The sequence below is a fragment of the Planococcus massiliensis genome (assembly GCF_000821325.1).
Lineage (GTDB): Bacteria > Bacillota > Bacilli > Bacillales_A > Planococcaceae > Planococcus > Planococcus ruber.
On the sequence record NZ_CCXS01000001.1, the window covers coordinates 296880 to 323345 of the forward strand.

27 protein-coding genes and 1 pseudogene are annotated in these 26466 nt (G+C 43.2%); 23 read left to right on the top strand and 5 right to left on the bottom strand.

The genetic code is table 11. The annotated features are described in order from the left end of the window. Nucleotides 1-83 precede the first annotated feature (83 nt). Nucleotides 84-2504 carry a PAS domain S-box protein gene (locus BN1080_RS01455; protein ID WP_052654310.1) on the bottom strand — a complete coding sequence of 807 codons (2421 nt, stop codon included), beginning with the start codon at nt 2502-2504 and terminating at the stop codon, nt 84-86. A gap of 385 nt (nt 2505-2889) precedes the next feature. Here BN1080_RS01455 and BN1080_RS01460 point away from each other — a divergent pair, with 385 nt between their 5' ends. The 6 genes from BN1080_RS01460 (at nt 2890) to BN1080_RS17110 (ending at nt 8980) form a co-directional block, all read left to right on the top strand. After that, nucleotides 2890-4824 carry a fructose-bisphosphatase class III gene (locus BN1080_RS01460; RefSeq protein WP_052649858.1) on the top strand — a complete coding sequence of 645 codons (1935 nt, stop codon included), beginning with the start codon at nt 2890-2892 and terminating at the stop codon, nt 4822-4824. Between the two features lie 196 nt (nt 4825-5020). Then, nucleotides 5021-5710: a response regulator transcription factor gene (locus BN1080_RS01465; RefSeq protein ID WP_052649859.1), complete on the top strand. Its 690-nt coding sequence runs from the start codon at nt 5021-5023 to the stop codon at nt 5708-5710. After that, a complete protein-coding gene (locus BN1080_RS01470) occupies nt 5707-6945 on the top strand; it encodes a sensor histidine kinase (RefSeq protein ID WP_052649861.1) in 1239 nt (412 codons plus the stop codon). The genes BN1080_RS01465 and BN1080_RS01470 overlap by 4 nt, the downstream gene beginning before the upstream one ends. Nucleotides 6946-7061: 116 nt before the next feature. Continuing rightward, on the top strand, nt 7062-8030 hold the full coding sequence (locus BN1080_RS01475) for an alpha/beta hydrolase (RefSeq protein ID WP_234398905.1): 969 nt from the start codon (nt 7062-7064) through the stop codon (nt 8028-8030). 98 nt (nt 8031-8128) lie between these two features. After that, a complete protein-coding gene (locus BN1080_RS01480) occupies nt 8129-8746 on the top strand; it encodes a hypothetical protein (protein ID WP_052649862.1) in 618 nt (205 codons plus the stop codon). Between the two features lie 96 nt (nt 8747-8842). Next, entirely contained in the window at nt 8843-8980 is a 138-nt protein-coding gene (locus BN1080_RS17110; protein WP_199876570.1) for a hypothetical protein, read from the top strand. A 16-nt stretch (nt 8981-8996) separates the two neighbouring features. Here the strand turns inward: BN1080_RS17110 and BN1080_RS01485 are convergent, their stop codons facing one another. Together BN1080_RS01485 and BN1080_RS01490 are read right to left on the bottom strand one after the other, a co-directional pair. Next, the gene (locus BN1080_RS01485; RefSeq protein ID WP_052649864.1) at nt 8997-9275 is read right to left on the bottom strand and encodes a hypothetical protein; all 279 of its coding nucleotides are present in this window, start codon (nt 9273-9275) and stop codon (nt 8997-8999) included. A 20-nt stretch (nt 9276-9295) separates the two neighbouring features. Next, on the bottom strand, nt 9296-9571 hold the full coding sequence (locus BN1080_RS01490) for a hypothetical protein (RefSeq protein WP_052649866.1): 276 nt from the start codon (nt 9569-9571) through the stop codon (nt 9296-9298). Between the two features lie 143 nt (nt 9572-9714). On the opposite strand from BN1080_RS01490, the gene BN1080_RS01495 reads away from it, so the two are divergent. Then, complete coding sequence (locus tag BN1080_RS01495; RefSeq protein ID WP_052649868.1) at nt 9715-10776, top strand: tetratricopeptide repeat protein; 1062 nt, start codon at nt 9715-9717, stop codon at nt 10774-10776. A gap of 75 nt (nt 10777-10851) precedes the next feature. Then, complete coding sequence (locus BN1080_RS01500; protein ID WP_052649870.1) at nt 10852-11151, top strand: hypothetical protein; 300 nt, start codon at nt 10852-10854, stop codon at nt 11149-11151. 32 nt (nt 11152-11183) lie between these two features. Here the strand turns inward: BN1080_RS01500 and BN1080_RS17415 are convergent, their stop codons facing one another. Further along, complete coding sequence (locus tag BN1080_RS17415) at nt 11184-11315, bottom strand: hypothetical protein (protein ID WP_267882892.1); 132 nt, start codon at nt 11313-11315, stop codon at nt 11184-11186. A gap of 287 nt (nt 11316-11602) precedes the next feature. Here BN1080_RS17415 and BN1080_RS01510 point away from each other — a divergent pair, with 287 nt between their 5' ends. Both BN1080_RS01510 and BN1080_RS01515 read left to right on the top strand, forming a co-directional pair. Next, nucleotides 11603-12121 (top strand): RNA polymerase sigma factor, encoded by a 519-nt coding sequence (locus BN1080_RS01510; protein WP_234398906.1) that lies wholly within the window; start codon nt 11603-11605, stop codon nt 12119-12121. After that, entirely contained in the window at nt 12105-13145 is a 1041-nt protein-coding gene (locus tag BN1080_RS01515) for an anti sigma factor C-terminal domain-containing protein (protein WP_052649874.1), read from the top strand. Before BN1080_RS01510 ends, BN1080_RS01515 begins: the two co-directional genes overlap by 17 nt. A 77-nt stretch (nt 13146-13222) precedes the next feature. Here the strand turns inward: BN1080_RS01515 and BN1080_RS01520 are convergent, their stop codons facing one another. Beyond that, nucleotides 13223-14434: an RNA-splicing ligase RtcB gene (locus BN1080_RS01520; protein ID WP_052649876.1), complete on the bottom strand. Its 1212-nt coding sequence runs from the start codon at nt 14432-14434 to the stop codon at nt 13223-13225. A 217-nt stretch (nt 14435-14651) separates the two neighbouring features. On the opposite strand from BN1080_RS01520, the gene BN1080_RS01525 reads away from it, so the two are divergent. The 13 genes and pseudogenes from BN1080_RS01525 to BN1080_RS01585 all read left to right on the top strand — a co-directional run bounded on the left by BN1080_RS01525 (nt 14652) and on the right by BN1080_RS01585 (nt 26447). Further along, complete coding sequence (locus tag BN1080_RS01525; protein WP_052649878.1) at nt 14652-15194, top strand: dihydrofolate reductase family protein; 543 nt, start codon at nt 14652-14654, stop codon at nt 15192-15194. 239 nt (nt 15195-15433) lie between these two features. Beyond that, on the top strand, nt 15434-16249 hold the full coding sequence (locus tag BN1080_RS01530) for a MurR/RpiR family transcriptional regulator (RefSeq protein WP_052649880.1): 816 nt from the start codon (nt 15434-15436) through the stop codon (nt 16247-16249). Between the two features lie 197 nt (nt 16250-16446). Beyond that, complete coding sequence (locus BN1080_RS01535; RefSeq protein ID WP_052654316.1) at nt 16447-17127, top strand: N-acetylmannosamine-6-phosphate 2-epimerase; 681 nt, start codon at nt 16447-16449, stop codon at nt 17125-17127. Nucleotides 17128-17172: 45 nt separating this feature from the next. Beyond that, on the top strand, nt 17173-18174 hold the full coding sequence (locus BN1080_RS01540; protein ID WP_052649882.1) for a Gfo/Idh/MocA family protein: 1002 nt from the start codon (nt 17173-17175) through the stop codon (nt 18172-18174). Nucleotides 18175-18204: 30 nt separating this feature from the next. Beyond that, nucleotides 18205-19644: a PTS mannitol transporter subunit IIBC gene (locus tag BN1080_RS01545; RefSeq protein WP_052649884.1), complete on the top strand. Its 1440-nt coding sequence runs from the start codon at nt 18205-18207 to the stop codon at nt 19642-19644. A gap of 104 nt (nt 19645-19748) precedes the next feature. After that, nucleotides 19749-20402 carry an HAD family hydrolase gene (locus BN1080_RS01550; RefSeq protein ID WP_052649886.1) on the top strand — a complete coding sequence of 218 codons (654 nt, stop codon included), beginning with the start codon at nt 19749-19751 and terminating at the stop codon, nt 20400-20402. A gap of 22 nt (nt 20403-20424) precedes the next feature. After that, on the top strand, nt 20425-20877 hold the full coding sequence (locus BN1080_RS01555) for a PTS sugar transporter subunit IIA (protein WP_052649888.1): 453 nt from the start codon (nt 20425-20427) through the stop codon (nt 20875-20877). Between the two features lie 33 nt (nt 20878-20910). Beyond that, a complete protein-coding gene (locus tag BN1080_RS01560) occupies nt 20911-21792 on the top strand; it encodes an ROK family protein (RefSeq protein WP_052649890.1) in 882 nt (293 codons plus the stop codon). A 169-nt stretch (nt 21793-21961) separates the two neighbouring features. After that, a pseudogene (nagB, locus tag BN1080_RS01565) lies at nt 21962-22696 on the top strand (glucosamine-6-phosphate deaminase); the annotation flags it as partial. Between the two features lie 950 nt (nt 22697-23646). Continuing rightward, nucleotides 23647-23865 (top strand): winged helix-turn-helix domain-containing protein, encoded by a 219-nt coding sequence (locus tag BN1080_RS17310; RefSeq protein WP_234398907.1) that lies wholly within the window; start codon nt 23647-23649, stop codon nt 23863-23865. A 111-nt stretch (nt 23866-23976) separates the two neighbouring features. Next, nucleotides 23977-24327: a hypothetical protein gene (locus BN1080_RS01575; RefSeq protein ID WP_052649896.1), complete on the top strand. Its 351-nt coding sequence runs from the start codon at nt 23977-23979 to the stop codon at nt 24325-24327. A 29-nt stretch (nt 24328-24356) separates the two neighbouring features. After that, nucleotides 24357-25196, top strand: a complete 840-nt coding sequence (locus tag BN1080_RS01580; RefSeq protein ID WP_052649898.1) for an alpha/beta fold hydrolase — start codon at nt 24357-24359, stop codon at nt 25194-25196. Nucleotides 25197-25382: 186 nt separating this feature from the next. Beyond that, on the top strand, nt 25383-26447 hold the full coding sequence (locus tag BN1080_RS01585; protein ID WP_052649900.1) for a DmpA family aminopeptidase: 1065 nt from the start codon (nt 25383-25385) through the stop codon (nt 26445-26447). Nucleotides 26448-26466: the final 19 nt, after the last annotated feature.

A 26466-nucleotide genomic window follows, 5' to 3' on the forward strand; every position in this document is an offset into this window, starting at 1 on the left:
ATTTTCCTTGCTATTGACAGCCGGCGAAAAGCCCGTGAAAATTCTGTTTTCACGGGCTTCTTTATTTATGGAGGAGAGTGCCATTACTGATAGAAACGGTGCTCGTTGCGATCTGATTTCTTTGCTTCATACAAAGCCATGTCAGCGCGCTTGATCAGCTGTTTTTCAGTCACAGCGTTGTCTGGGTAGATGGCGATGCCAATCCCCGCGCCAATTTGAATATCAACGCCATTATAGCTGAGTGGAGCTTCAAAAGATTGGAGAATCCGTTGGGCCATTTCTTCAGCGGTCTTCTCTGAATCGATCGCCGGAAGGATGACGCCCATTTCATCTCCGCCGAGCCGTGCAGCTGTCTGGCCGGGACCCATCGCATTTTGCAGGCGCATGGCCATTTCGATAATGACGGCGTCTCCGGCATCGTGTCCATAGCGGTCATTGATTTCTTTGAACTTGCGCCCATCCAGCAACATAATGGCCGCTTTTTTGCCGGATTGCTTGGCTTCCAGAAGCGCTTTTTCCAACTGGTCGTCGAATGTTCTCCGGTTCGGGATCGCGGTCAAATGGTCGTAAAACGCCATTTTCGCAATTTTATCCTGAAGTTTCCGGCGCTCTGTAATGTCACGGGCAATCGTGAAGAATTTCTTCACTTTGCCGTCTTCAATGACAGGGGTGGGCGAAACCTCCATCCAGATGTAATGGCCTTCCTGATTGAGGAACCGGACTTCGATTGTTGCCGGTTTGCCGCCTTTAATGACGGAGTTCACCGTACTGAGCAGCAGTGACTGGTCGTCCGGATGTACATTTGTTGTAAAGGATTTGCCGATAAACGAATCGTTATCAAAGCCGGATACCCGCTCGTAGGCAGGCGATACATATTCGATCTGCCCTGAAAGGTCGACCAGCGTGATGATATCGAACGTGCTTTCCGTAATCAGTTTGTATTTTTTCTGGCTTTTTTGAAGTTCAATCTCTGCTTTTTTCAGTTCGGTTACATTTTTATAAATAATGGTAGCACCCACAATTTCCTTTTCTGCATTGCGGACAGGTGAATACGAAGAAATGATATTCAATGATTTCCCCGATTTTGTGATGCGGATGGTATCGTGGGAATTCACCGTTTCCCCTTGAGAAATCCTTTCGACAATGGCCAGCTGGTCTTCGAGCATATGGGGAGGAATGATGGTGGCTTTTCCGCTCAGCATTTCTTCCTCGGTAAAGCCGAATGTTTTTTCAAAGGCCGGATTGACCCTGACAATATCGCCTTTCGTGTCAATAAAGAAAATAGGGTCTGCTGAATTGTTCCAGAAGACTTCAAGATTTTCTTTTGTTTCATTCAATGCGTTATAAGCATGTTTGACTTCTGTGATATCCGTTGCAATTCCGTGGATTCCCACCAATTTTCCGTCTACGATGATCGGAATGTTCATGGCCTGTAAATCAATAATCTGTCCATCTTTATGGAGGAAACTCAGTTCATAGCGCTGGGGTTTATTTGTCTTAACGGTTTTATAGAAAAATCGTTTGACTTTATCCATTTCTTTAGGCAGGAGAGCGGTTTCAAAGCAGCCGGCTTTCAACTCATCAATCGAATAGCCGGTAATCGTTTCAGCGCCGGCATTTATGCTTTCAATCAAACCGTGGCGGTCAAAAGTAAAAATGCCGTGCGGATGATTGGCGTACAAAGATTTGTAGCGCTGCTCACTTTCCTGCAGCAAGTTAACCACTTTCTTTTGTTCCGTCACATCTTTGGCGATGATATAGACCCCGATCACTTCCTCGTCGACTACAATCGGGATTGTATTCACGTAAAAATTAACGATGTCCCCGCCTTTGTTGTAAATGGCTGTTTCGAAGTCAAAGGCATGCCCTTGAAGAGCGGCATCAAAGTGGCGGAGCGTATCTTCCAGGCAGGATTCCACCACCATGGAAACAACGGATTGACCGATCAGCTCTTCTTCTGTCAGTCCAGTCACTTCGGTGACTTTCTTATTGATGCGCAGGAACTTTTTCTGCTCATCAAATTCGAAGACGGCATTCGCATTATTTTCAACGATGGAATCGAGCCTTTTCCGTTCGATTTCAATCTGCTTTTGAGTCGCTTGAAGGTCCTGTTTTTTATACTCGCGTTCTGTAACGTTCCGAATGATGGAGATGATGTGGCGGCACTGGCCATCTTCAGAAAAGATGGGATTCAGCACGGTTTCACCGAAAAATACGCCTTTTTTTGTATCCGCTTTTTCGAGAAACTCCACAGATTCACGGGCAGCAATGGCTTCATAGTGATGGCTGATGATCATTTGGCATAGCTCTGCATCCAAAACGTCTTCAAGACGTTTTCCAATGAGGTCCTGAGTTGGCATAATGGCTAAAGCGGAGGGATTGACATAGAGGTAGCGAAAAGAACCGTTGTCTTCTTCCATTAAGAATACCGGGTCTTTAACGACGTCAAAAAGTGCGGTGGAAGCCAAAATGTCCTGCCCCAATTTCATTGATAAATCCTTCATATGCATTAACCCTCCCTCCCTTCATTAAAGAACTTCCTGGTTCGCTCGCTCTAACATGGATGTTTATAGCCGAAAATTTGTAATCTCTAAACTTTCTTTATTTTACATGACCGGCCCAAAAACTGCACCGATTCTTTTCTAATTATTTGAAATAAAAAGGATATAATTCCCATTGTGACTATTCTACTGGATAGCCGAAAAAGAAGATAGTATTGAAACAGCGAACCAAAATATTTTTAATTGTACACACAATAAAAACAATACTTTCCATTTAACCAATCACTTATACTAAAGATAGTTCCATATCTGCTAAAATAGAGGTACAGAAAAAATTTCTGCTGATCGGCTAAGCTTTACCAGAACGAAAATTGAAGGGGGAGTCCTGATGTTAAATTTAAAGTATTTGGATTTGCTGGCGCAAAAATACGACACGGAAGAAAAAGTCGTCACCGAAATCATCAATCTTGAAGCCATACTTGATTTGCCAAAAGGAACGGAACATTTCGTCAGCGACTTGCACGGCGAATACCAGGCATTTCAGCACGTATTGCGCAATGGTTCCGGCAACGTGAAAGTAAAAATCCGCGACCTTTTCAAAAACGAAATGCAGGAAAAAGAGCTGAATGAGTTTGCGACTTTGGTCTATTATCCGGAAGAGAAGCTGCAATTGATCAAGAGCGGCTTCAGCAGCAAACAGGAATTGCAGGACTGGTACATTGAAGTCATTGAACGGATGCTAAAACTTATTTCCTATGCCTCCTCGAAGTATACCCGTTCCAAAATCCGCAAAGCCTTGCCGAAGCAATTTGTTTACATTATTGAAGAACTATTATATAAAACCGATGAATTCAAAAATAAAAAAGATTACTACGATAAGATTTTAGAGCGCATCATCACACTCGGCCAGGCGGATAAACTCATTATCGGCCTTGCCTATACGACCCAGCGGCTCGTAGTGGATCACCTTCATGTGGTCGGTGACATCTATGACCGGGGGCCGGATCCGCATAAAATCATGGATACGCTCATCGACTACCATTCGGTGGACATTCAGTGGGGAAATCACGATGCATTATGGATCGGCGCTTTTGCCGGATCGAAAGTCTGCCTGGCGAATATCATCCGCATCTGTGCACGCTACAACAACTTGGACATCATTGAAGACGTTTACGGCATCAATTTGCGGCCGCTTTTGAATTTGGCAGAGAAATACTATGAGGACAATCCCGTCTTCCGGCCGAAGCGCATTGCTGGCGAGAATTTGACCGAGCAGGAACAGCTGCAGATTACGAAAATCCACCAAGCAATTTCCATCATCCAGTTTAAATTGGAAGGGCCGATCATCAAGCGCCGCCCGTGCTTCCACATGGAAGACCGCCTGCTATTGGAAAAAGTGGACTATGAGAAAAACGAAGCGACGATCCACGGCAAAACCTATCCGCTTGAAAATACGTGCTTTGCCACCATCAATCCGGACAAACCGGATGAATTGCTGGAAGAAGAGCAGCAAGTAATCGACAAGCTGCTGTTTTCGATCCAACAGTCGGAAAAATTGGCCCGGCACATGAAATTCCTCATGAAAAAAGGCAGCCTGTATTTGAAATACAACGGCAACCTGCTGATCCACGGATGCATTCCGCTGGATGAAGACGGCAGCATGAAAGCGATGGAAATCGAAGGCAAGACCTATGCGGGGCGTGAGCTATTGGACGTATTTGAACGCTATATGCGCCAAGCATTTGCCCACCCGGAGGAAACGGATGATTTTGCGACCGACATGATTTGGTATTTGTGGACAGGCGAAAATTCTTCGCTGTTTGGAAAACGTGAAATGACGACGTTCGAACGGTATTTCATCAAAGACAAAGAGACGCATAAAGAACGGAAGAATCCGTATTACTACCTGCGTGAAGACGAAGACGTGTGCCGCCGCATGCTGGAGGAATTTGATCTGAATCCGGATCAGGGGCGCATCATCAACGGCCATACCCCGGTAAAAGAGCGGGACGGAGAAAATCCGGTCAAAGCGAACGGCAAGATGCTGGTCATCGACGGCGGATTTTCGAAAGCCTACCAGTCCACGACGGGGATTGCAGGCTATACGCTGCTCTATAATTCCTACGGCATGCAGCTCGTCGCCCATCAATTATTCAATTCAAAAGAAGAAGTGCTATCCAACGAAACAGACGTCCTGTCCGTCAAACGGCTGGTCGATGAGGAACTGGAACGTAAAGTGGTTCGGGAAACCAATATCGGCAAAGGGCTGCTCCAGCAAATTGAGAGCTTGAACAGTCTACGGGAACATCGGTATATGGATTGAAGAATAGGAGGTATCGGGCTTCAACTGCAATAGGAAAGGAACTTCCCCTCGAAGTTCCTTTTTTCTTTGCTCCAAACGCCAATAATCACAAAAAAGTGACAAGATTGATTTATAGTTGATTATATGGAAACATAGAAGCTAACAGTTTAAATTTATTTTTAGGAAAGCAAGGTTAGTGAATGAAGGAGGTATCCGGATGGATCGACGCATAACGGTATTGGTTTGTGATGATAATATTGCTGTCCATGAGAGCCTCAATGCTTATCTGCAGGCCGAAGGAATGGACAGTGTTTCTGCATATGACGGGGAACAGGCACTTCAGCTCTTAGCGGAAAATCCGTTTGACTTAGTGGTGCTGGACATTATGATGCCGGGAATTTTCGGTACGGAGGTATGCAAGGAAATCCGTAAGACGAGCGACATTCCGATTCTGATGCTGAGTGCGCGAAGTGAGGAAATCGACCGGATTATTGGGCTGGAAATCGGGGCTGATGATTACATCACCAAACCTTTTTCGCCTCGGGAAGTGGTGGTGCGCATCAAAACCATTCTAAAGCGGGTGCAGCCGAAAAAAGAAAGTTCGCAGCGTTTAACGGGCGGCAATCTTTCAATCGATGTGGAAGGCTACGAGGTGCGCGTGAATGGGAAGCTAGTGGAATTGACCGCCAAAGAAACAGAATTATTGGCGTTTCTGCTCCGAAATGCCGGAACGGTCGTGAACCGGGAAGAGCTGTTGTATAAAGTATGGGGCTATGATTACTTGGGCGATACCCGCACCGTCGATACGATGATCAAGCGCATCCGCCAAAAAGTTGCGGCCGTTTCCCCGGACTTTTCCATTAAATCGATTTACGGGGTCGGCTATAAATTCGAGGCGAATTTATGAAACGATTATTTTCCAGTAACCTGTGGATCGCCTTTGTCATCTTAGCCATTTTCATCTCGGGCCAATTGCTCGGTGCTTTCGCGATCAAGCATTATTTCATCGAATCCAAATTTAAAGAACTTCAGCCGTCGCTTTCCCTGGTCGGGGAAGAAGTAGTGAAAGGCGAAAAAATCAGCAGGACCGATGATTTTCTTATCAAAGCCTATGACGTTTACGGCAAGGAAATCGATGTTTACAAGGATGGATCGGTTCCGCCGGCAGCTGAAGACGAACAAGTGAACGACAAACTCATTTCACATTTGCCAAAAGTCATCAGCGGGAAAACGGAAACGGAGATTCGGGAAGTGCCGGGCTTTTCTTCACAAGCGATCATCATTGGGCAGCCGCTTGCCGAAGGCGGTGAAGTAACCGGAGGCATTTATCTGTTGAAGGAAGCCCGTGCCTACCAGGCGGCGCTAAACGGGTTCTATTTGGTTTTCTTCGTAACCTTGGCAGTTGGGACAATCATCATTCTGGCCTTCCTTTGGACATTCATCCGGCAGAAAAACGAATTGGAGCAAATGCGCAAAGACTATGTAGCGAACATCAGCCATGAGCTGAAAACGCCGCTTGCTTCCATCAAAGCGCTGACGGAAACGTTAGCCGATCATGTCGTGACGGACCCGCAGAAAGTGGACCAGTACTACAGCATCATTTTGAGGGAAAGCGCGCGCCTCGAAAAGCTCATCGCGGATTTACTGGAACTTTCGAGGCTCCAGCATAAACGGGCGGCTTTCACAAAATCGGTGGTAGATGCCAACGAAGTGCTCCAGGAAGCTGCCGAACCTTTTGAAATATTAGCAGACGATATGGAACTGCGGTTCCGGATTACCGAAGCAGCCCAAAACCTGCCCGCTGTGTATTCCAATAAAGACCGGATTGTCCAGGTGCTGATGATTCTATTGGACAATGCGTTCAAATTCACGCCGGCCCATGGCCAAGTGACCATCGATGCGAAAACAACCGGGAGAAAAGCGGAGATTATCGTATCGGATAACGGGCCTGGCATCTCAAAAGAGATCCTTCCGCAAATTTTTGGGCGCTTCAATAAAGAAGATTTGTCCCATACAAGCGTCGGCAGCGGCCTTGGCCTTGCCATCGCACAAGAAATCATGGAACAGCTGGGCGAAAAAATCAAAGTGGACAGCAAGCCCGGTTCCGGCACCACTTTTACGATCACGTTAAAAAGAGCATAAAAGCAATCGGCAGAAAAACGTGCGTTTTGTATCGTTTTTCTGCCATTTTTGTGCCACATTGTTTTGTTATGCTCGGTTCATAGAAGAACTGACAAAACAAAAGGAGTGTTTTATTCGTGAAAATATCAGCCACAGCCTTATTGTCCCTTTCTCTCGCTGCGCTTCTTGCCGGATGTTCGCCGGATCCGGTGGACGATGTGGCAGTAGAAGCCAGTGAAACTTCCAATGAAGCCCTTGATGCTTCGTTCGTTGAAAATACCCATTTGGATGTAGCCTACGGCGGCCCATGGGAAACGCAGAAGCTCGATCTTTATTTGCCAAATGAAGGGGAAGGGCCGTTCCCAGTAATCGTAGCCATTCACGGCGGCGGATTCATGGAAGGCGATAAAACCGGAAAAGACATGGAACCGATGCTGGAGGGCGTGGATCGCGGGTATGCGGTGGCAGCAGTCAATTACCGCTTATCAGGCGAAGCCTTATTCCCGGCAGCCATCAGCGACGTAAAAGCAGCGATCCGTTATGTAAAAGCAAATGCGGAAGAATATAATTTAAATCCTGACAAAATTGCGGTATGGGGCAGCAGTGCGGGCGGCCATTTAGCAGCGCTTGCCGGAACCAGCGGCGATGACGATACATTGGAAAGCAAAAACACAGCAAACGCCAGCTACTCTTCGGACGTGCAGGCTGTGGTGGATTGGTACGGGCAAATCGACTTCCTCAAGATTGATGAGCAGTTCGAAGAATCGGGAATTGCACCGAAAATCGGCGATCGCAGCGCCGCAGATTCGCCTGAAAGCAAATTTTTAGGCGGCAGCCTTGCTGACAAAGCGGAAGCGGCTGAAAAAGCGAATCCCGAAACATACATTACAGAAAACGATCCGGCTTTCCTGATTCAGCACGGTTCAGCGGATCCGAACGTGCCTGTCCAGCAATCCATTGATTTTGCAGAAGAACTGACGAAGACGATAGGGGAAGACAAAGTGGAGTTCAACCTGTTTGAAGATGCCGTCCATGGCGGCGAACCGTTCCAATCGGACGACAACCTGGATGCCGTTTTCGCATTCCTCGACCGTTTCTTGAAATAAAATAAAAAGGTTTAAAAAAACGATTCTTTTTTCCAAGTCATCCGTCTATTCGGGTAACAGCTCTTTTGAAAGAAAAGAGTGAATGAGGAGGAAGAAAGATGGAGAGAAAGAAAAAGGGGTTTTTGAAAAAAGCAAGAAACGTGATGCTGCTGGTGGCGGCATGCCTATTGATGTTGGGAGGCTTGCCGAAGGGGTTTACAGAAAATGTGGAAGCGGCGGAAGTGAAGCTCGATAACCGGACAGCCATTCAAACGGTCATCGAAAAAGAATTCAACGGACCGGACAAAAAGTACCGCGAACTGTGGAATGCAGCGATGAAAGAACTTTCGAAAGAGTTGACGGAAGAGCAGTACCAGGAATATCTGAAATCACCAACCAACTTGAATTTATTGGCTTATACGGAAAAAACGTACGCGCCGCATTTCACTCAAAAAGGCTATGATGTGTTCACTTATACAGGAGATGCGTTCATGGCAAGCATGTATCCAGGCGATTTCAGTTTAAAAGTGTCTAATATCAAAATCAAACAGAATATGAAAAGAACCAAATCGTATAACTTCACTTTCCAAGTGACTTACACAAATCCGAACAAACAATCTTCCGTCTTCAATTACCGAGGAAAAGCGAGTTTGCCGCAGCGCGGAAAGATCAGCATCATCGAATTTACGGACTTGAACGGGCTTGAAGACGAATTGAATAAACTCAATAAAAAATAAAAGCTGCCTATGGCGGCTTTTTGTTTTGGCTGTAACTTTTATCGGTTTTCTTCGTTTCATTAATGAATAAGAATTCCGGTGAAGCGAGGTGGGAAGATGAAAGGGTTAAATAGCAAATGGTTTGAAAAAATATTTCTGGGTGTATCCGGACTCCTGCTGATCTGGCTGATTTTCGGATTTGTAACAGTAGGAGGCTTTATACTTCTGTTATTTATGGAAGAACTTCAAAAATGAGGCTGCATAGTTCATGTCATGTGTGTTGAACTTTTTTAGAAGTATAGCCAATATACAAAAAGACAAAGCCTGTAATTACCGTAGCTGCGGCATGCACGAAACCGCCTATGCTTGCACTAATCCCGCCGCCCGTCACGCTTGCCGCAATGTTCATAAAAAGGAACCAGACAGGAATCGGCAGTAAAAATGCCGTGAGATAGCCAGCATGAATCCACCTATGCGATTTGTTCCCAGCAAATAGTTTTACTGCAAAGCTCAACAAAGCGATATAGACGGCTAAAACCAAAAGCTCCATCAAAATCCCTCCTTATGCATCTAATGACCGGATTTTTTATCCCGCTCATACTCCGCTAAAAATTTCTCGTCTTTCTTTTTATCGACAAGGATCCAGATCACGTAAAGAAGAACTGAAAAAGCGAGAATCAGTAAAGACGCATTAAACACAAAATCAAAATCCATTTCTGTGATGGAATAGTTTTCTCCATTGTCATTAATCACTTCAAACGTTGGGGCGCTGTAATCCCACAAAAAGAAAGACAGCACGCCGCCTATTAAGAGCCCGCCTAAAACAGAAAGCAAAAATTTCTTCATCCGCCACCTCCTAAGCTAATTCTATCGCAACGAGAGGGAAATACTATAAGAAGTTTGACTATTCTGGATTTATTTCCAGAATAATGAAACGCTTGCCTTTTCAATGCTTATAAGAAAGAAAACCAAAAGAGGGAATGAGCGAAATGGAAAATTCTCTGAATCACGCTTTAAATTTGCGAAGAGAGGGCAAGCTGTTCGAATCCCACCACATTCTTGAAGAAATGATATCCGTGGATCCGGAAAATGTATTGCTGCGCTATGAGTATGCCTGGAGCTGCGACATCCTGGCGAAAGACGATGAAGCGATTTCTTCCTATAAACTAGCGCTAAAACTCGGACTGCCAGAACCCCAAGCGGTGAATGCATATGGACAGGTCGGTTCTCTTTACCGGTTACAAGGGTGTCTTGAAGAAGCCGAACACATTTTAATGTCGGGCATGTCTAAAGTACAAGATGACAGCCTTCTTAAAATTCACTATGCATTCACTCAATATGATTTTGGGGACTCAGAAGAAGCGATGCGTTGGATGGTCGAGGCGCTCCTAAGCTCAACGAGGAAACCGGAAATTCTCTTGAATCAACGGGCAATCAGTTATCTTGGCAGCAATTTGGATACACAGGATATTATGGGAAGCCTTAAGGGACCTTTTGGTGACGAAATCAAAGCTTCAGAAAAGGAGAAATCACTTATAGAAAAAGTGGAGGGTGTTCTGAAGGTTTTTGAACCCACGTATTTCCATGGAGCTTGGACATTCGAATTTCATCGCTATGATCTGCATTTTGCCGATTCGGATGATCAAACCCGGCGTGCAGCATTTGCGGCATTCTCCATGATGGCTGGCATTTGGGAGACCGGAAGTGCCACTTCTTTTATGCCGCAGCACGAGCGGAAATACACCGGAGGATTTCGTCCGGATAAGCCCTATTTCGAACTCAATGGCTATATCGCTGCTTTTTATTCAAATTACACTGCTCTCGAGCAGGAATTTCCGGTCATGACGGTTTATGCTGTGGCTGCTCTTAGTGCCATTGATGGAAGAAGCAAACTTGGATTGGAACAAGATTTCCCGGAGATGGACCCGACCCTATTTCAGCAATTTAGGAAAGACATTCTTATGCCGTACCGGCAAGTAAAGAAAAAGCTCCCGCCATTCGAAGATTTCCTTTATGAAATTGGATGGAATTCTTCTTATAGTCGGTGGTAAAATTTGGAGCTGGATAAAAGAAGGAAAATGTGAGAGAGGTGTTTAAGAAAAGCCGAAAAAGAGAGGCGGGAGATCATGAAGAGGACGAAGAAGGTAGCCAGTATCGCAGTTGTGGCTTTTTTAGCTTTGGGACTTGCAGCTTGTGGAAACTATGAGGGAATTGTGGCGGGAAAAGGAGATACAAGTTTCACCGTGACGACAGATGAAGAGAAATCGGAAAAAGTGGAGGTCCATCTTACCGATATTACTGAGTTCAGCGGAAAAATCAGTTCGTACGAAGAACTGGAAGAAGGCGACCAGCTCAAGGTCGTGCCTGTGGACACCACTACTGAATTCCCGTATATCCTGGCTTTGGAAGTGGTTGTAGAAGAATAGAAGATAAGCCACGGAAAAAGTAGGCGCAAAAGCTATCGCGTCGATTTTTTTCGAGATTTGACCACTAATAGAATCAGCCGAATCAACCCGATGATTCCGAATAAGACGAAGAAAGTAAAAAGCCAATCTCCGTAATTGATGTTAGCTTCTGCAAGGCTGTTCATAACCGCTCATCTCCTTCCTTCTTTATTATACATATTAATTGCCAATAAAGTTTCAGTTTTTCTAAAAAAAGGCAGATGAACCATTATAAATCGAATGGTAAAGTAGAAAAGACTCTACAATTTCCTGTTATCTTTTATTCCAAAAGTAAAACCGATAGGGAGAGCCGAAGTCTCGCAGCTTCGCTTCTCCTTTTTCTATGCCTTCAAATGGATAGAAAAAATAATTTCAGAAACGCTGTTAACTTTTTACAAATGAAAGGGTCTTATAAGCGGAAGGAGGGGAGCAATTGAATCCTCGGGAAGAGTTGATGGCGGCATTGCATGGAAAAACAGACATCATCTTTAAGTATTTGATGAAGATCGGCGCGAGCAAAAGCGATGCGGAAGACACTGTGCAGGAAGCGGTGTACCGGCTGATGCTGTACATCGATTCAGTTGATGAGGCAAAAGCCTATAGCTGGCTGTTCCGGGTAGCCGTCAATCATTACTACGATTTGTGCCGGAAACAGAAAAAAGAAATACATACAACTTTTGATAACCTTGAATTTGTCGATGACTCGTTTTTGCCGGAAGATTTTGTCCGGCAAGGAGAGATGAGAAGTGAAATTGAGCAGGTGCTTGATCAATTGCCTCCTCTCCAGAAGCAATTACTGCTAATGAAATATGAAATGGACTTAAGCTATGCTGAGATTTCTGAAATGCTGGACTTGAATGTAGGAACGCTCAAAACTTACCTGTTCCGAGCGAGAAGAGCATTCAAAGAACAATACGAAAAGGAGATGGCAAGGCATGAAAGATTCTCATAAAGAAAAAGAACTGGATCAGCTTTTCAATCAGCATTCAACTGATGACTCATTTGGAAAGATCATTAACAAAGCCAAAAGAAAAACAATTTTTCGGAATGCCGTCATTTCAGTTTTTGTTCTCGGATTATTCACTATCGCTGCTGGAATTGGTTGGCTGTCAATTATGCGCTGGCAGGAAGCAAAAGCATTGCGGGACATTGAATTGTTTAGCCAGATTACCGATCCGAATATCGAGGAAATGGGTCCGCAGCAGCAGAGTAATGGTTTGTTTGAAAGCTTTTTAAGGTTTGAACGCTATAAAGTGATCGAAGGGATTCCGGTAGATTGGAGCGAGGAGACGATAACCTACAGCCTTTTTGGCGGCGTTAGCGGGTTTTCCGGCGACCATTCCTATATTCAAATTGTCGATGAAGCAACTGATCAAATGAAGTTTTACGACCGGAAAACGAAGCAGCGCGTGCTCGGTTTTTATCATCCGGAAGTGGAATACGCCGGACTCGCAGATGGGCTAGGCGAATTCGGAAATTTCCCGGAAGAAACGATAGCTGAACTCGCTTTGTCTTTTGACCAAGCCTATACGCCCGAACAAATCCGGGAAAGTTTGCCGGAAGAAGTCACATTGAAATGGTATTGGATCGACACGTATTCTCCGGATGACCTGGAGCGGATGAATCAAAAATTCGAAGGAGAATTCGTTAATTTTCCTGAACTCTCGAATCATGTGTACGGTATCGAAGAATTTCAATTTGATGAAGAAATCTTCGCCGAAGAAGAACAGCTGACAAGCGAAGAAGGGTTCGTGAATAGGATTCACGACGGGATGACGCTGGAAAATGGCAAATACTTTAGCGAATACAAGCGAATCCATGACTTATTGAAAGGAGACGATGAACGTTTAACATCAACAGATGTAAAGGTTATCGGTGCAGTCGTAACGGGAACGAAAGAGAACTTGCAGACTTTAGAAGACATGCCGATAGTGCGGGCATCAGCTTTGGGCGTCACAGTGAGTCCTTATCAATGAAGCCCGGTATTTACAAAAATAAACGCATTCCCTAAAAAGAACGGCTAAAAGGATCCCTCCTTTCAGCCGTTCTTTTTTCATTTTCGTCGCCAGCCTTGGAATTCCGCAGCCTTAAAATTATAGAGCGGTTTTAGAATGGACTGGATTTCAATGGTTTCTTTCGTGTTTTGGATAATTTCATCCATCGGTTTATAAGCAAATGGCGACTCATCGATAGTGTCCTGGTTCACACTCGTCGTATAGACACTTTTCATCGTATCCGTGAAATCGTCCAAATTCAGAAGGGCTTTCGCTTTAGTGCGGGATAGGATGCGTCCTGCACCGTGCGGGCCGGATTGGTTCCAGTCGTCGTTGCCTTTGCCTTTTGCCAGAAGGGAGCCGTCGCGCATATTGATCGGAATCAGCACAAGTTCATCCTTTCTTGCGGAAATGGCGCCTTTTCGCAAAATCATATGGTCCAGGTCAATGTAATTATGGACCGTGTCGATGCGGCCGACTTCGTCAAAGTTCATCGCTTCCATCAATACCTGCATCATCGCAGCGCGGTTCCATTTTGCGTAATTCTGCGCAATTTTTAAATCGTTGAAGTAATCTTCCATCAGGGAATCTTGCAAGTAAGCAAGATCATTCGGAATGGCCGGCTTCGCTGATTTATAGGATTTCATCGCCGCTTGGATTTCCCGCTCGCGCCCCTCGGCTTTCAGTTGGGCGATCATTTCATTGAGCCCTTCTTTATCACTGATTAAGCTTTCAATCGCCTTTTTCTGATGATAATTCGCAACTCGCACGCCTAAGTGGCGGCTTCCGCTATGAATGACCATAAACAGGCGGCCGTCTTCCGTTTGGTTCATTTCAACGAAATGATTGCCTCCGCCAAGCGTACCGAGCGAAAGAGCGGCTGTTTCTTTTGAAAAATTCGCCAGTACTTGATCAAGGTCGATGTGGCGGATATATTCATGAGCGGTTTGGCGAATCGATTGGCCGGAAGGGACAAGCGTCTGCACCGCTGCATCCAGTTTCGCAAAATCCACATCGGTCTTTTTAACTTCCACACACAGCATTCCACACCCAATGTCCACGCCCACCAAATTAGGAACGACACGGTCAGTCACTTTCATGGTAGTGCCGATAACCGCGCCTTTTCCTGCATGGCAATCTGGCATAATGCGTACATTTGCTTCATGCGTAAGTTCTTCGTTTAAAAATCCTTCTATTTGAGCAACCGTGACTTCATCAATATTATTTGTGAAAACTTTTGCATCGCTGTATTTGCCTTTAATGACTTTCATCGCCCTCAACTCCATTTAAGTGATTCATCCTAATCTGCCTTATAAAATCTCTATTGTAACGGAATAAAAAAGAAAAGAAAGAAAATTCTCACGGAATTTATTTAACAAGAGGAACTAGGAGGATAATTCCTGATTCACAATGAATGTAACAGCAAGACAAAAATCATGGCTGCTATCTGGATGGCAGAAAATTTAAAAGAGAATAGGAGGAAAGAAGATGGCGAAAGTCTGTTTTGGCATGATCATGTCGCTCGATGGGTTTGTGAACGACCGAGACGGGGAGATGGGCAAGCTGTATGCGAGTTTTGAGCCGAACGAGGAGATCAATAACATGATGGCAAGAACCGGTGCCGTAATCCTCGGCCGCCGCACATTTGACTTGGCAGACGCCGATTCCTACGCAGTGGATTACGAATTCCAAGTCCCGCTATTTGTGGTGACCCATCACCCGCCGGAAACGCATCCGAATGAAAACGACCGGTTGACCATCACGTTTGTCACCGACGGCGTTGAAAGCGCAGTCCAGCAGGCAAAAGAAGCGGCGGGAGAAAAAGACGTGCTGATTCTCGGAGCGGATGTTTTCCGGCAAGCATTAAGAGCCGGGCTCGTGGAAGAGCTGCAGATGGCGATTGCCCCGATTCTTCTTGGGAAAGGGCTCCGTCTATTCGAGGAGCTGGAAGAACTGGAAATCCAATTAGAAAAAATCCGGGCCATCGAAACCCGTGAGCAAGTGGAGATTTGGTATAAAGTGATTCAGTAATGGATGAGAGAAGAAAATTGAGAAATCATGCTCTTTTTTTATTTCGAGAGATGGCCATTTTACGAACGGTTTCATTTATCTGATAAAATAACTGTTCGTTTTTTTATAGTAAGTCATTTATAATGCAGTATCATAAAGAAGAAAAATAAAAGATCCGCTTATTCTGAAACTGCCCATTGTATTTACAAAATATAAATTAATAAATATTTTAAGAAACATGCTATTTTTGGAGGCTAAAAATGAAATATTTAAACATCATTGAATCGTGTTACTCAGACTTAACGAAATCAGAGAAAAACATTGCAGATTACATTAAAAAAGTGGGAAAAGAAATCATTTATCAGTCGCTTCAAGAAGTAACGCAGGAAGTGAAAGTTGGCGATGCCACAGTTATTCGTTTCTGTAAAAAAATCGGGTTTGATGGTTTTCAGGATTTGAAGCTGCAAATTGCTACGGAGGACTTAACGATTCAGTCTTCTACTTCGGGTTCTTACATCGATAGCATTAAAAATAACTTTAACCAAGCTGTAGAAAAGACGATTTCTTTAATTGAAGAAGAATCATTGGATCAAGCGATTAAGGTAATCGAACAAGCGAATAAAGTTTTAATTTATGGCGTCGGAGCCAGCGGACTGGCAGCTCAAGAAGCCCAAGCAAGCTTTTTAAGGGTCGGTAAAAGCGCTAAGGCGGTTATTGATCCCCATTTCCAAAACATGGAGTCTTCCACGTTGACAAATAAAGATGTCTTAATTGCACTGAGCCTTTCTGGAAGAACTCGGGATATGCATGAATCGATGTCAATAGCGAAAGAGAGCGGGGCTGCTATTATAGCTATTACAAACTATGTGCTATCTCCTATCGCTCAATTATCTGATATCGTTCTCAGCACAGCAGTCAAGGAGTCCTTAATAGAAGGAGGCTCACTGTCAGCAAAAATTTCCCAATTGCTGATTATCGATATATTGACCACAGGATATGCCTTGAAAAACGAAGAATTATCGATAGAATTAAAACAAAAAATAGCAAAATCTATTTTAAACAAAGCAATGGAGTAATTCTTCATTGCTTTTTATCATTCAGGGCAAATAAAATAAGAAACTTTTTTAAATAATTTGTTGAATTTTCAAAAATAAATGCTAATATATGATTGTGGAGCATATCTCCATATATTTATTAATTTATTGAAGTTAAACTCCATTTTGATTTTAATAAGCTATAAGCATAGTTGCCGAAAAAGGAGGTCAAGGAATTGATATTAGAGAAAATTCAAGGCGGACTCGTTGTTTCGTGTCAAGCCCTTGAAGATGAACCGCTGCATAGCTCTTTTATAATGGGACGGATGGCCAGAGCTGCAATGGAAGGCGGAGCTATTGGAATCAGGGCAAACAGTGCGGCTGATATAAATGAAATTAGAAAAAATACAAATCTGCCAGTGATAGGAATTGTCAAGAAAGATTATGCTGATTCTTCCATTTTTATAACAGCCACAATGAAAGAAATTGAAGAATTAGCAACAACAGATTGTGAAATGATTGCTATAGATGCCACTAGCCGAAAAAGGCCGAACAATGAAACTTTAGAAGAGTTTGTTGAAAAAGTCAGAAGGAAAGTCCCAACCAAGCTTTTAATGGCGGACGTGGCAACATTTGAGGAAGCGGTGCAAGCAGAGAAATTAGGATTTGACTGCGTTTCTACAACACTCATAGGCTATACAGAGCAAACGGATGGTCAGAAAATCGATCAAGAGGATTACCAAATTCTGAAAGAAATAGTAGAAGCTTTAAAAATACCTGTGATAGCAGAAGGAAATGTAGATACTTCGGAAAAAGCCAAAAGGTGTTTGGATTTGGGTGCTCACTCAGTCGTCGTTGGAAGCGCTATCACCCGGCCGCAAATTATAACTAAGAGATTTACTGATTATATAAATAATTGATTCGTAGATACAAGCTGAAATCAGTACACAAAAAAGAAAAGGATGATGACGATGACGATTCGAGTAGGAGTAATTGGAATGGGGCAAATGGGAACTCACCATGCCGAAATTTATAAAAAATTACCGTTGGTAGAATTAGTAGCTGTTTGTGAATACAACGATGACCGAAGAAAAGAAGCCGAGCAGCAATTCGATGTTGTCGCTTATAAAGATTATAAAGAAATGCTTGCAAATCCTGACATCGATGCGGTAAGCATCGTGCTGCCTGATAATATCCACAGAGAAGCTGTAGAGGTCGCAGTTGCAAACAATAAGCATATTTTATTGGAAAAACCATTGGCTAAAACTCTGGAAGATGGCCAAGCTATGTATGAAATAACGAAGGACTATGAAAAGGTTTTTACAACGGGCTTTTTGCTGCGCTTTGATCCGAGATACAACATGGTCAAACAGGCACTTGATTCCGGTGAATTAGGCGACATCATCCATTTGTATTGCAGAAGAAATAGTCCGATTACAGGTCCAAAGCGATATATTGGCGCTTCTGATTTGAGTATGCACGTGATGATTCATGATATTGATTATATTAACTGGTATATGGGCTGCAACCCTGTAAAAGTCTTTGCCAAAGGCAGAAGTGTTCTATTAAAAGAACATGGAATGCAGGATGTTATTTATGCAATTGTGACCTATGAAAATGGTGCAATAGCTTGTTTAGAAGCATGCTGGGTTTTACCAGAAAATTCGCCGACAAGTATTGATGACAAGTTAGAGCTTGTTGGAACAAAAGGCGTTGCTTACGTAGAGTCTAGCGATAACGGAGTCCGTTTTATATCGGATAAAAGAATTCAATATCCAGATACAAGACACTGGTATTATACAAATGGCGAAGTTGCCGGCGATTTAGCGGAAGAGTTGATGGCTTTCATTAACAACATCATCCATGGCACAAAATCGATTATCACGCCTAAAGAATCTCTTGATTCGCTGCGTGTAGTAGATGCAATCGAACGTTCACTTGCTGAAGGAAAAGAAGTAGGGATGTAAAAACTGGCGAAAAACAAAGGGGGGTTGGCAATGTCATTTAGAGCAAAGTCTCAAAGTTTCGGTGCTAAATTAAGTAATATGGTTCTTCCAAACTTAGGAGCTTTTATGGCTTGGGGTATTATTACCGCATTAGGTGTAGCTTTTGGAAATGAATTGCTAATGAGCTTTATCGGTCCTATGTTAACTTATCTTTTGCCGCTGTTGATAGCATTTGCTGGCGGTAATATGGTATACGGGTACAGAGGTTCCGTAATAGCCTCAGTGGCTACAATCGGTTTAATTATTGGCAGTGACGTTACCATGTTTCTCGGCGCGATGATTCTAGCTCCGTTAGCTGCATGGATCTTGAAAAAATTCGATGAGTTGATTGAACATAAAATACCGACTGGATTTGAGCTGTTGATCAATAACTTTTCTTCAGGTATTTTAGGAGCTGGATTAGCGCTTGTCGGATATTTAGCTTTAGTACCTGCAATCGAATCTTTAACAACTGTTCTAGCAAGTGGTGTTAGCTTTTTGATGGAGTATAGCCTATTGCCATTAACAGCTATATTCATAGAACCAGCAAAAATACTATTCCTTAATAATGCAATTGGACAGGGTATCTTAACCCCTCTAGGAATTTCCCAAGTTTCTGATCTTGGCAAATCTATACTGTTTCTATTAGAGTCCAATCCAGGACCAGGTTTGGGTATTTTACTCGCTTATATGTTTTTTGGAAGAGGCAATACAAAGGGAACCGCCTACGGTGCCAGTGTTATTCACTTCTTTGGAGGAATCCACGAAATCTATTTCCCTTTTGTTTTAATGAAACCTATATTAATTCTCCCATTAATCTTGGGCGGTATGACAGGCACATTTGTATTCACGCTATTTGATGTCGGATTAGTAGGCATTGCCTCGCCTGGCAGTATCATTGCGATTTCCATTATGGCCTCGTTGGGGGATCATATTGCAATTTACGGAGGGATTCTGGCAGCATGTCTAGTCACTTTTGTTACAGCCATTCCCTTCGTCAGAAAAGTGGAGGCCGGTGAAGAAGATCTAAGTAACGCTGCTACTAAAATGGAGCAATATAAAGGCAAGAAAAGCCGTGTTTCTTCAGTCTTCGGTAGCAGCGAAAATGCAAATGAACCTGCCGCAAATCCAACAGCATTCAATTTTGCAAATGTCCGTAAAATCGCTTATGCATGTGATGCCGGTTTAGGATCGAGCGTTATGGGAGCCAGTATTCTACAGAAGAAGATGAAGAAAGCAGGACTGGAAGATGTCGATGTTTCCCATATTTCGGTCAGTAACTTGCCGACAGAGTGCGATGTCATTATTACACATCAATCGCTCATGGATCGCGTAAAAGAAAAACAGCCGGATGTTCATCATATCGCCATTGAAGATTATCTCAATGCGCCGCAATATAATAAATTGGTCAATGAAGTGAAAGAAGCCCGTGAAGGAGCGACAATTTCTTAAACAGTGAGGAACTTATCATGGCAAAGAATGAAGCAAGTCTGATTTCATTCTTTGCCTATTCTTCAATTGTATGAAATCACGTATAGAAAAGAAGGAGAAACTATATGCTAAAAGCTGTTATTTTGGATTTTGATGGGGTCGTTATAGATTCGGAGCTGGTTTGGTTCGATATCTATGTCGATTGGCTGGAAAAAAACTTAAACTACAACTTAGTCATGGAAGAGTTCCTTCTTTGTGTGGGAGCCAATTATGAAAAATTGTTTCAAGCATTAGAACAAAAAAACAACTTTATTATAGATAGAGAGAAATTTTTGGTGGATACTACTCAGAAGTTCATCGACCTAAGCGACCAGCTCCCTCCAAAAGAGGGTGTGGTTGATTTCATCAAATCGGTAAAGGACGCAGGATTGAAATTATCATTGGCAACATCTGCTGTGAGAGCAAAGCCGGTTAAGCATTTAACCAGATTCGGCTTGATTGATTATTTTGATTTTATCGTGACGGCTGATGATGTAGAAAGAATAAAGCCGTATCCAGATTTATTTTTAAAGGCCATAGAAAATTTGGAAATAGAAAAAGAAGAAGCGATCATAATCGAAGATTCTCAAAATGGCGTATTGGCTGCCAATAGAGCAGGAGTCAAAGTGATCGTTGTGCCGAATGATGTCACAAAACACAGCAAGCATGAAAATTATGAGGATAAAGTGAATTCTTTGTCCGAAGTAAATATCGCAAAACTTGCATCTGACTTTAAGTAAAAAAGACAAAGGAGAGGGCAGCATGTTAGAAGAACTTGTAAATACAGAAGATATAGAACTTGGACTCCAAACAAACGACTGGGAGGATGCTATTCGAAAGTCCTCAAGAAGGCTGTTGGAAAAAGGTGCGATTGAACAGCGGTATGTCGAGTCTATGATAGATGTTGTGAAAGAAACAGGACCTTACTTTGTGCTGGGAAATCACATTGCCCTGGCTCATACAAGACCTGAAAACGGAGCCACTAAATTGGGAATGAGCTTTACAACGCTTAATCCGCCTATTGAGTTTGGTTCAGAAAACTTCGATCCGATTAAATTAATCATCACCTTTTCTGCAACCGATTCTAAGGCGCATCTTTTGGTAATGTCTGAATTGGCCAGTATTTTAAGTGATGAAGAAATATTAGAAGAACTTTTCCGCTCAAAAACAGAAGAGGCTTTCTTGAGTACTTTAATAAACGCACTTGATGAATAATTTTCTAATTTACGAAAGCCCTTAGGAGGCATTATGAAAATATTTGCGGCAGATATTGGCGGTACTAAAATCAAATATTGTATTTCAGATGAACTAGGTCATTTCGAAACATTCCAAGAGATGGATTCTGAAAGTCAAAATGGAGGGCAAGCGATTCTCAAGAAAGTAGAAGACGTGATAGCTATGTATTCCGGCATCGATGCAATTTGTATTAGTACCGCTGGTCAAGTGGATAGTGAAACAGGCTGTATTATTTATGCGAATGATAATATCCCCAACTATACAGGTACAAGGATCAAAGACATTTTGGAAGGGAAATTCCATGTTCCAGTGACTGTAGAAAATGACGTGAATGCTGCTGCATTAGGCGAAAGTTACTTTGGCAGTGGAACGATTTACAGCAATTTTATTTTCCTGACTTTTGGAACAGGCATCGGCGGCGGAATTGTTTATGACGCAAAGTTAAATCGTGGAACCAACGGCATAGCAGGTGAATTTGGGCATATGATCATCCATCCTGACGGCATTTCGTGCAAGTGCGGCAATGCAGGCTGTTATGAATGTTATGCCTCAACAACGGCATTAATAAAAGAAGCTGAAAAAGTTGATCCTGAATGTTCCGATGGGAGAATTTTATTTGAAAAAATTCACAATAAAAATCAGCGCCTAATAGAAGTATTCGATTCATGGACAAAAGAGGTGGCATTAGGGATTGTCAATCTAATCCATATTTTCAATCCTGAAGCTGTCATTATTGGCGGAGGAATCATGGAACAAGATTTAGCTGTCAGGAAAGTCTCAGATAAAGTACATGGATTAATAATCGAAAGCTTTTCAGATGTCAAGATCGTGAAATCCAGTTTGGGGAACAAAGCAGGATTATATGGAGCCATCGCTTCGAGAACGCTGCCCTGATGAAGAAATGACCGGAATAATAAATGTCAGTAGCCAGTAAAAAAATTTGGAGGCAAGCTTTTAAAACGAAGCTTTGGCACAAATGAATTTGGCGAAGTAAATAAAAATAGATAAAATAAAAATCCGACTGATTTAGCCGATTTGTTAGTAGGAGAAGGCATAATGAAATTTATTAAAGTTAAAAAACTATGATGAGATGAATGCAAAGGCCCTGGAGCTTATCATGGATCGAATGAATATGCAGGAAAACCCCGTTCTTGGCTTGGCAACTGGTTCCACACCTGAAGGGATTTATCAAGGTTTTATCCAAGAGTATAATAAAGGCAAGGTTTCATTTAAAAATGTGACTACATTTAATTTGGATGAATACACGGGATTGAAAAAAGATGATCCAAATAGCTATTGCTATTTTATGAATGAAAAGCTGCTTCGCCATATTGATATCGCAATGGAACGTGTCCATATTCCAAGCGGTACTGCTGTAGATCTGAAAAGCGAATGCCTGAAGTATGAAAGGGCAATTGAACGAGCGGGAGGCATTGATATTCAAGTTTTGGGAATTGGAGAAAATGGGCATATCGGTTTCAACGAACCGGGGGCATCTTTCTCCAGTAGGACCCATGTAGTTGATTTAGCCGATTCCACTATTCAAGCGAATTCACGCTTTTTCAAATCCGTTGATGAAGTGCCGAAACAAGCAATTTCCATGGGAATCCAAACAATAATGGATAGTAAGGAAATCCTTTTACTCATCTCAGGTGAGGCAAAAGCAGACGCAGTAGCAAAATTATTGGAGGAAGAAGTTTCTGAAGATTTACCGGCATCTATCTTAAAAAAGCATGCGAATATTACGGTAATTATAGATGAGGCTGCGTTCAAAGGAACGCTTTCAGCAAGTTTCTGAAGTGTTCAGTTTACAATATCTCAAGGCTCTAAACCGAAAAAACGAGGACAAGTAATGAAATTAGCTTTTATTTATTCTTTCATAATAATTTATCCAACTAATTGTCGATTCGGTTGGCCCCAGACCGACTGCATCGGTTTGAACATAGCCTTTGGCCTAAGATTAGCCACTTATCGATTGTCTTCAGCTGTACAAAATAATCCTATGGAGACTGTGATTACACATGCAAAATCCGAATGTTTTTTAATACTCCTTAAAATTTCCCCGTATTTTAAATTCGCACTGATATCTGCATTTTGTCCTGTCCATAATAAGGCTAGAATCTCATACGGGTTCATCTTCGTAAAATTGTTCTCCCAAATCCAGACAACGAAATCTCTCTGCGAGTCAAAATCTATGATCTGATGAAATTCGTCTCGATAATAAGCTTTTGACAATCCCGATTCTGGACACACACGTCCAATAGTTCGCATATGTGTATAAGTCAGCGATTCACTTTCCTTTTTTGTTTTCGACTCTTTGTTTTCCATCCGATAAGTTTTTCGTCTACAATAGAGATTTCTTTTCCACTCATAAAATTCTTTTATTGGAAAAGGCCGTTTGTTATAAAATTATGGACATACTACAAGTGTTAAAAGAGTTAGAACAAAGAAGTGAACCCAGGGCGAAAATAGTAATCATCGAAGACACGGAAACAATTCGCTGTTCCGATTATCGTGGTGACAAGCCGCGACAGCGAGATGTATGAATTGATGAGCATGAATTTAGGCGCCGATGATTTCGTGGCCAAGTCAATAACATGCAAATATTGCTCGTGAGAATTGAAAACATTCTAAAAGAATCCAAGGAACAGCAGCCAGGGATATTCTTGTTTACAAGCACCGAAAACTCAATTTAGCTAATGGAATAATTACTATGATGGAGAAACGGCTGAACTGACGAAAAACGAATTGAAGATTCTTTCCTATCTGTATAAAAACAAAGGCAAAATCGTATCGATAAATGACCTTATAGATTTTATGTGGAACTCGAATGCGTTTATTGACGATAATAATTTATCCCTGAATGTCACAGGACTCCGGAAAAACTGGGCTTACAAAAGAACATTGAAACAAGACGCTGACTCGGATACATCCTGCCATGAGCCTAAAAGAATACATCAGCGATAAAATGCCATTTTTGTTGTTTTATTTAATTTTAGTCGTCTGCAGCAGTTATCGGACGCCAGCGACAGCCTGGAACGGTATAAGTCTTTAAAGAAAATCGGCGTTACAAAAGAAATGATCGACGGCGCCATCTGGAAGCAAACCTTTGTTTACCTTATGCTCCCAATGAGCTTAGCCATTGTCCATTCCATCGTGGGAATCATGGGGCTTAAGGAATTATTGAGCATCGATCTCCAAAGCATCCTGATAGGCTCGCTGCTGGTGGCGATCCATCTACGGCGGTTATTTCTACGCCGCTTATTTAAGGGTGAAAAACAGCCATGCTTAAAAATTGTGTCGCTGGCCAATAAAATGAGGCGCTTTATAAAACCGGGAAAGCGTCTTTGTTGGACAGCAAGAAATTTTTCGCAGAGCAAGGAAAGAGGAGTAGATAACTGCAAAAAGGGAATAGGAGATACACGCTGAAAGCATTTCATGAATTGGAGGAATGGCAAATGAGCAAGGTGACAGTAGGAACAGAAAACGGTGCGCCAATTGAACTTCATGTGGAAGATGTAGGTTCAGGAAAACCAGTCGTCCTGATTCATGGCTGGCCGCTTAGCGGTAGATCGTGGGAGAAGCAAGTGCCGGCATTAGTGGAAGCAGGCTACCGGGTTATTACATACGATCGGCGCGGGTTCGGGCAATCTTCACAGCCTTGGAGCGGCTATGACTATGATACATTTGCAGCCGACTTGAATGAAGTTTTGGAGCATTTGGACCTCGAAGATGCAACCTTGGTTGGATTTTCGATGGGCGGCGGGGAAGTGGCGCGCTATATTGGCACATATGGAACGGGACGCATTTCAGGCGCTGTATTGGCAGGGGCAGTGCCGCCGTATCTTTATAAAACAGATGAAAACCCGGACGGCGGCTTTGACGATGAAGCGATTAAAGGCTTGGAGGACGGAGTCAAGGCCGACCGGCTCGCTTTCCTTAATGACTTTTCAAAGAACTTCTTTACTGCAGGAGAAAAAAGCGATTTAGTCAGCGAAGAATTCCGGATCTACAACCGCGACATCGCCGCTTTTGCTTCACCGAAAGGTACACTGGACTGCATCGCTGCGTTCAGCAAAACCGACTTCCGGCAAGATCTCGAGAAATTTGATGTACCGACCTTAATTCTTCACGGCGATTCGGATGCCATCGTGCCGCTCGAAGTAAGCGGACAAAAAGCGCATGAACGCATCGCAAACAGCCATCTCGTAATTGTGGAAGGCGCACCGCACGGGTTCAACGCAACGCATGCGGAAGAATTCAATCGAGCGCTTCTTGACTTTTTGAGTAATAACTAGATTATTAGTTAGCTACGAGTGGGCCTGTTCTTCGGAATAGGCCTGCTTTTATTTTGTCTATTCAACAAGGTGGAAATGGTAGAATTGATGAAAGCCCATTGTTTTGTGTAACATAGCAGGAATTTTATCGGGTACTATGGAAGGCTTCTATAAGAAAAATGAAATAAATGTGCAGGGGGAGAAGCGATGTTTAATCAAAAAAGAATACGTGATTACGGTGTGGAAGTTGGCCGGCTGAAGACCGGAGCGCGCAATGCAATTACCGATGTCGAAGGCGTGTCTGTAGGACATGTGACACTCAGCGGCGGCAATATGCAGACAGGGGTGACCGCGATATTGCCGCATCCAGGAAATCTCTTTAAAGAAAAATTAGTTGCTTCAAGCCATGTTATCAACGGGTTCGGGAAAACGATGGGGACAATCCAGATGGCGGAACTTGGAACTTTGGAAACGCCGATTTTGTTGACGAATACACTGGGCATCGGGACGGCAGCAGATACACTGATCGATTACATGATGGAGCAAAATCCGGAAATTGGCCGGACAACGGGCACGGTCAATCCGGTCATCGGGGAATGCAACGACATGTTCTTAAATGACATCCGGGCGAAGCACGTAAAACCGGAACATGTGCGCGAAGCACTGGAAAATGCAAGCATCGAATTTGAAGAAGGCGCGGTTGGAGCAGGAAGAGGAATGCTTTGCTACTCGCTCAAAGGCGGCATTGGTACGGCTTCCCGCATCATGGAAATGGAGAGCGGAGAATATACAATCGGTGTTTTAGTGCTGTCGAATTTCGGCATGTTAAGCGACTTGCTGGTCAAAGGCAAAGCGGTCGGCGAAGAATTGAAACAAGCGATGTCGGATTCCCATAAAGAAGAAGACAAAGGCTCGGTCATGATTATTGTGGCAACGGATCTTCCGGTATCCGAGCGGCAATTAAACCGGATTCTCAAGCGCTCAGTGGCCGGCTTATCGAGAACCGGTTCGATCATTACGAACGGCAGCGGCGAAATCGCTCTCGGCTTTTCTACAGCGGCCAAGATTCCGCATGACAAGCCTGCACAGCTTTTAGATGTCAAACAAATCCACGAAGAAGAAATGGACATCGCTTTTCGGGCAGTAGGCGAAGCGGTGGAAGAAGCCGTCTTGAACTCACTTGTGACTGCAGAAGCGGTCGTTGGACGCGATGGAAACTCTCGCCCCGCGTTTAAAGATTTAATTGAAGAATTCGGCATATCTCTTATTTAAAAAGAAGTCCGCAAAGCAG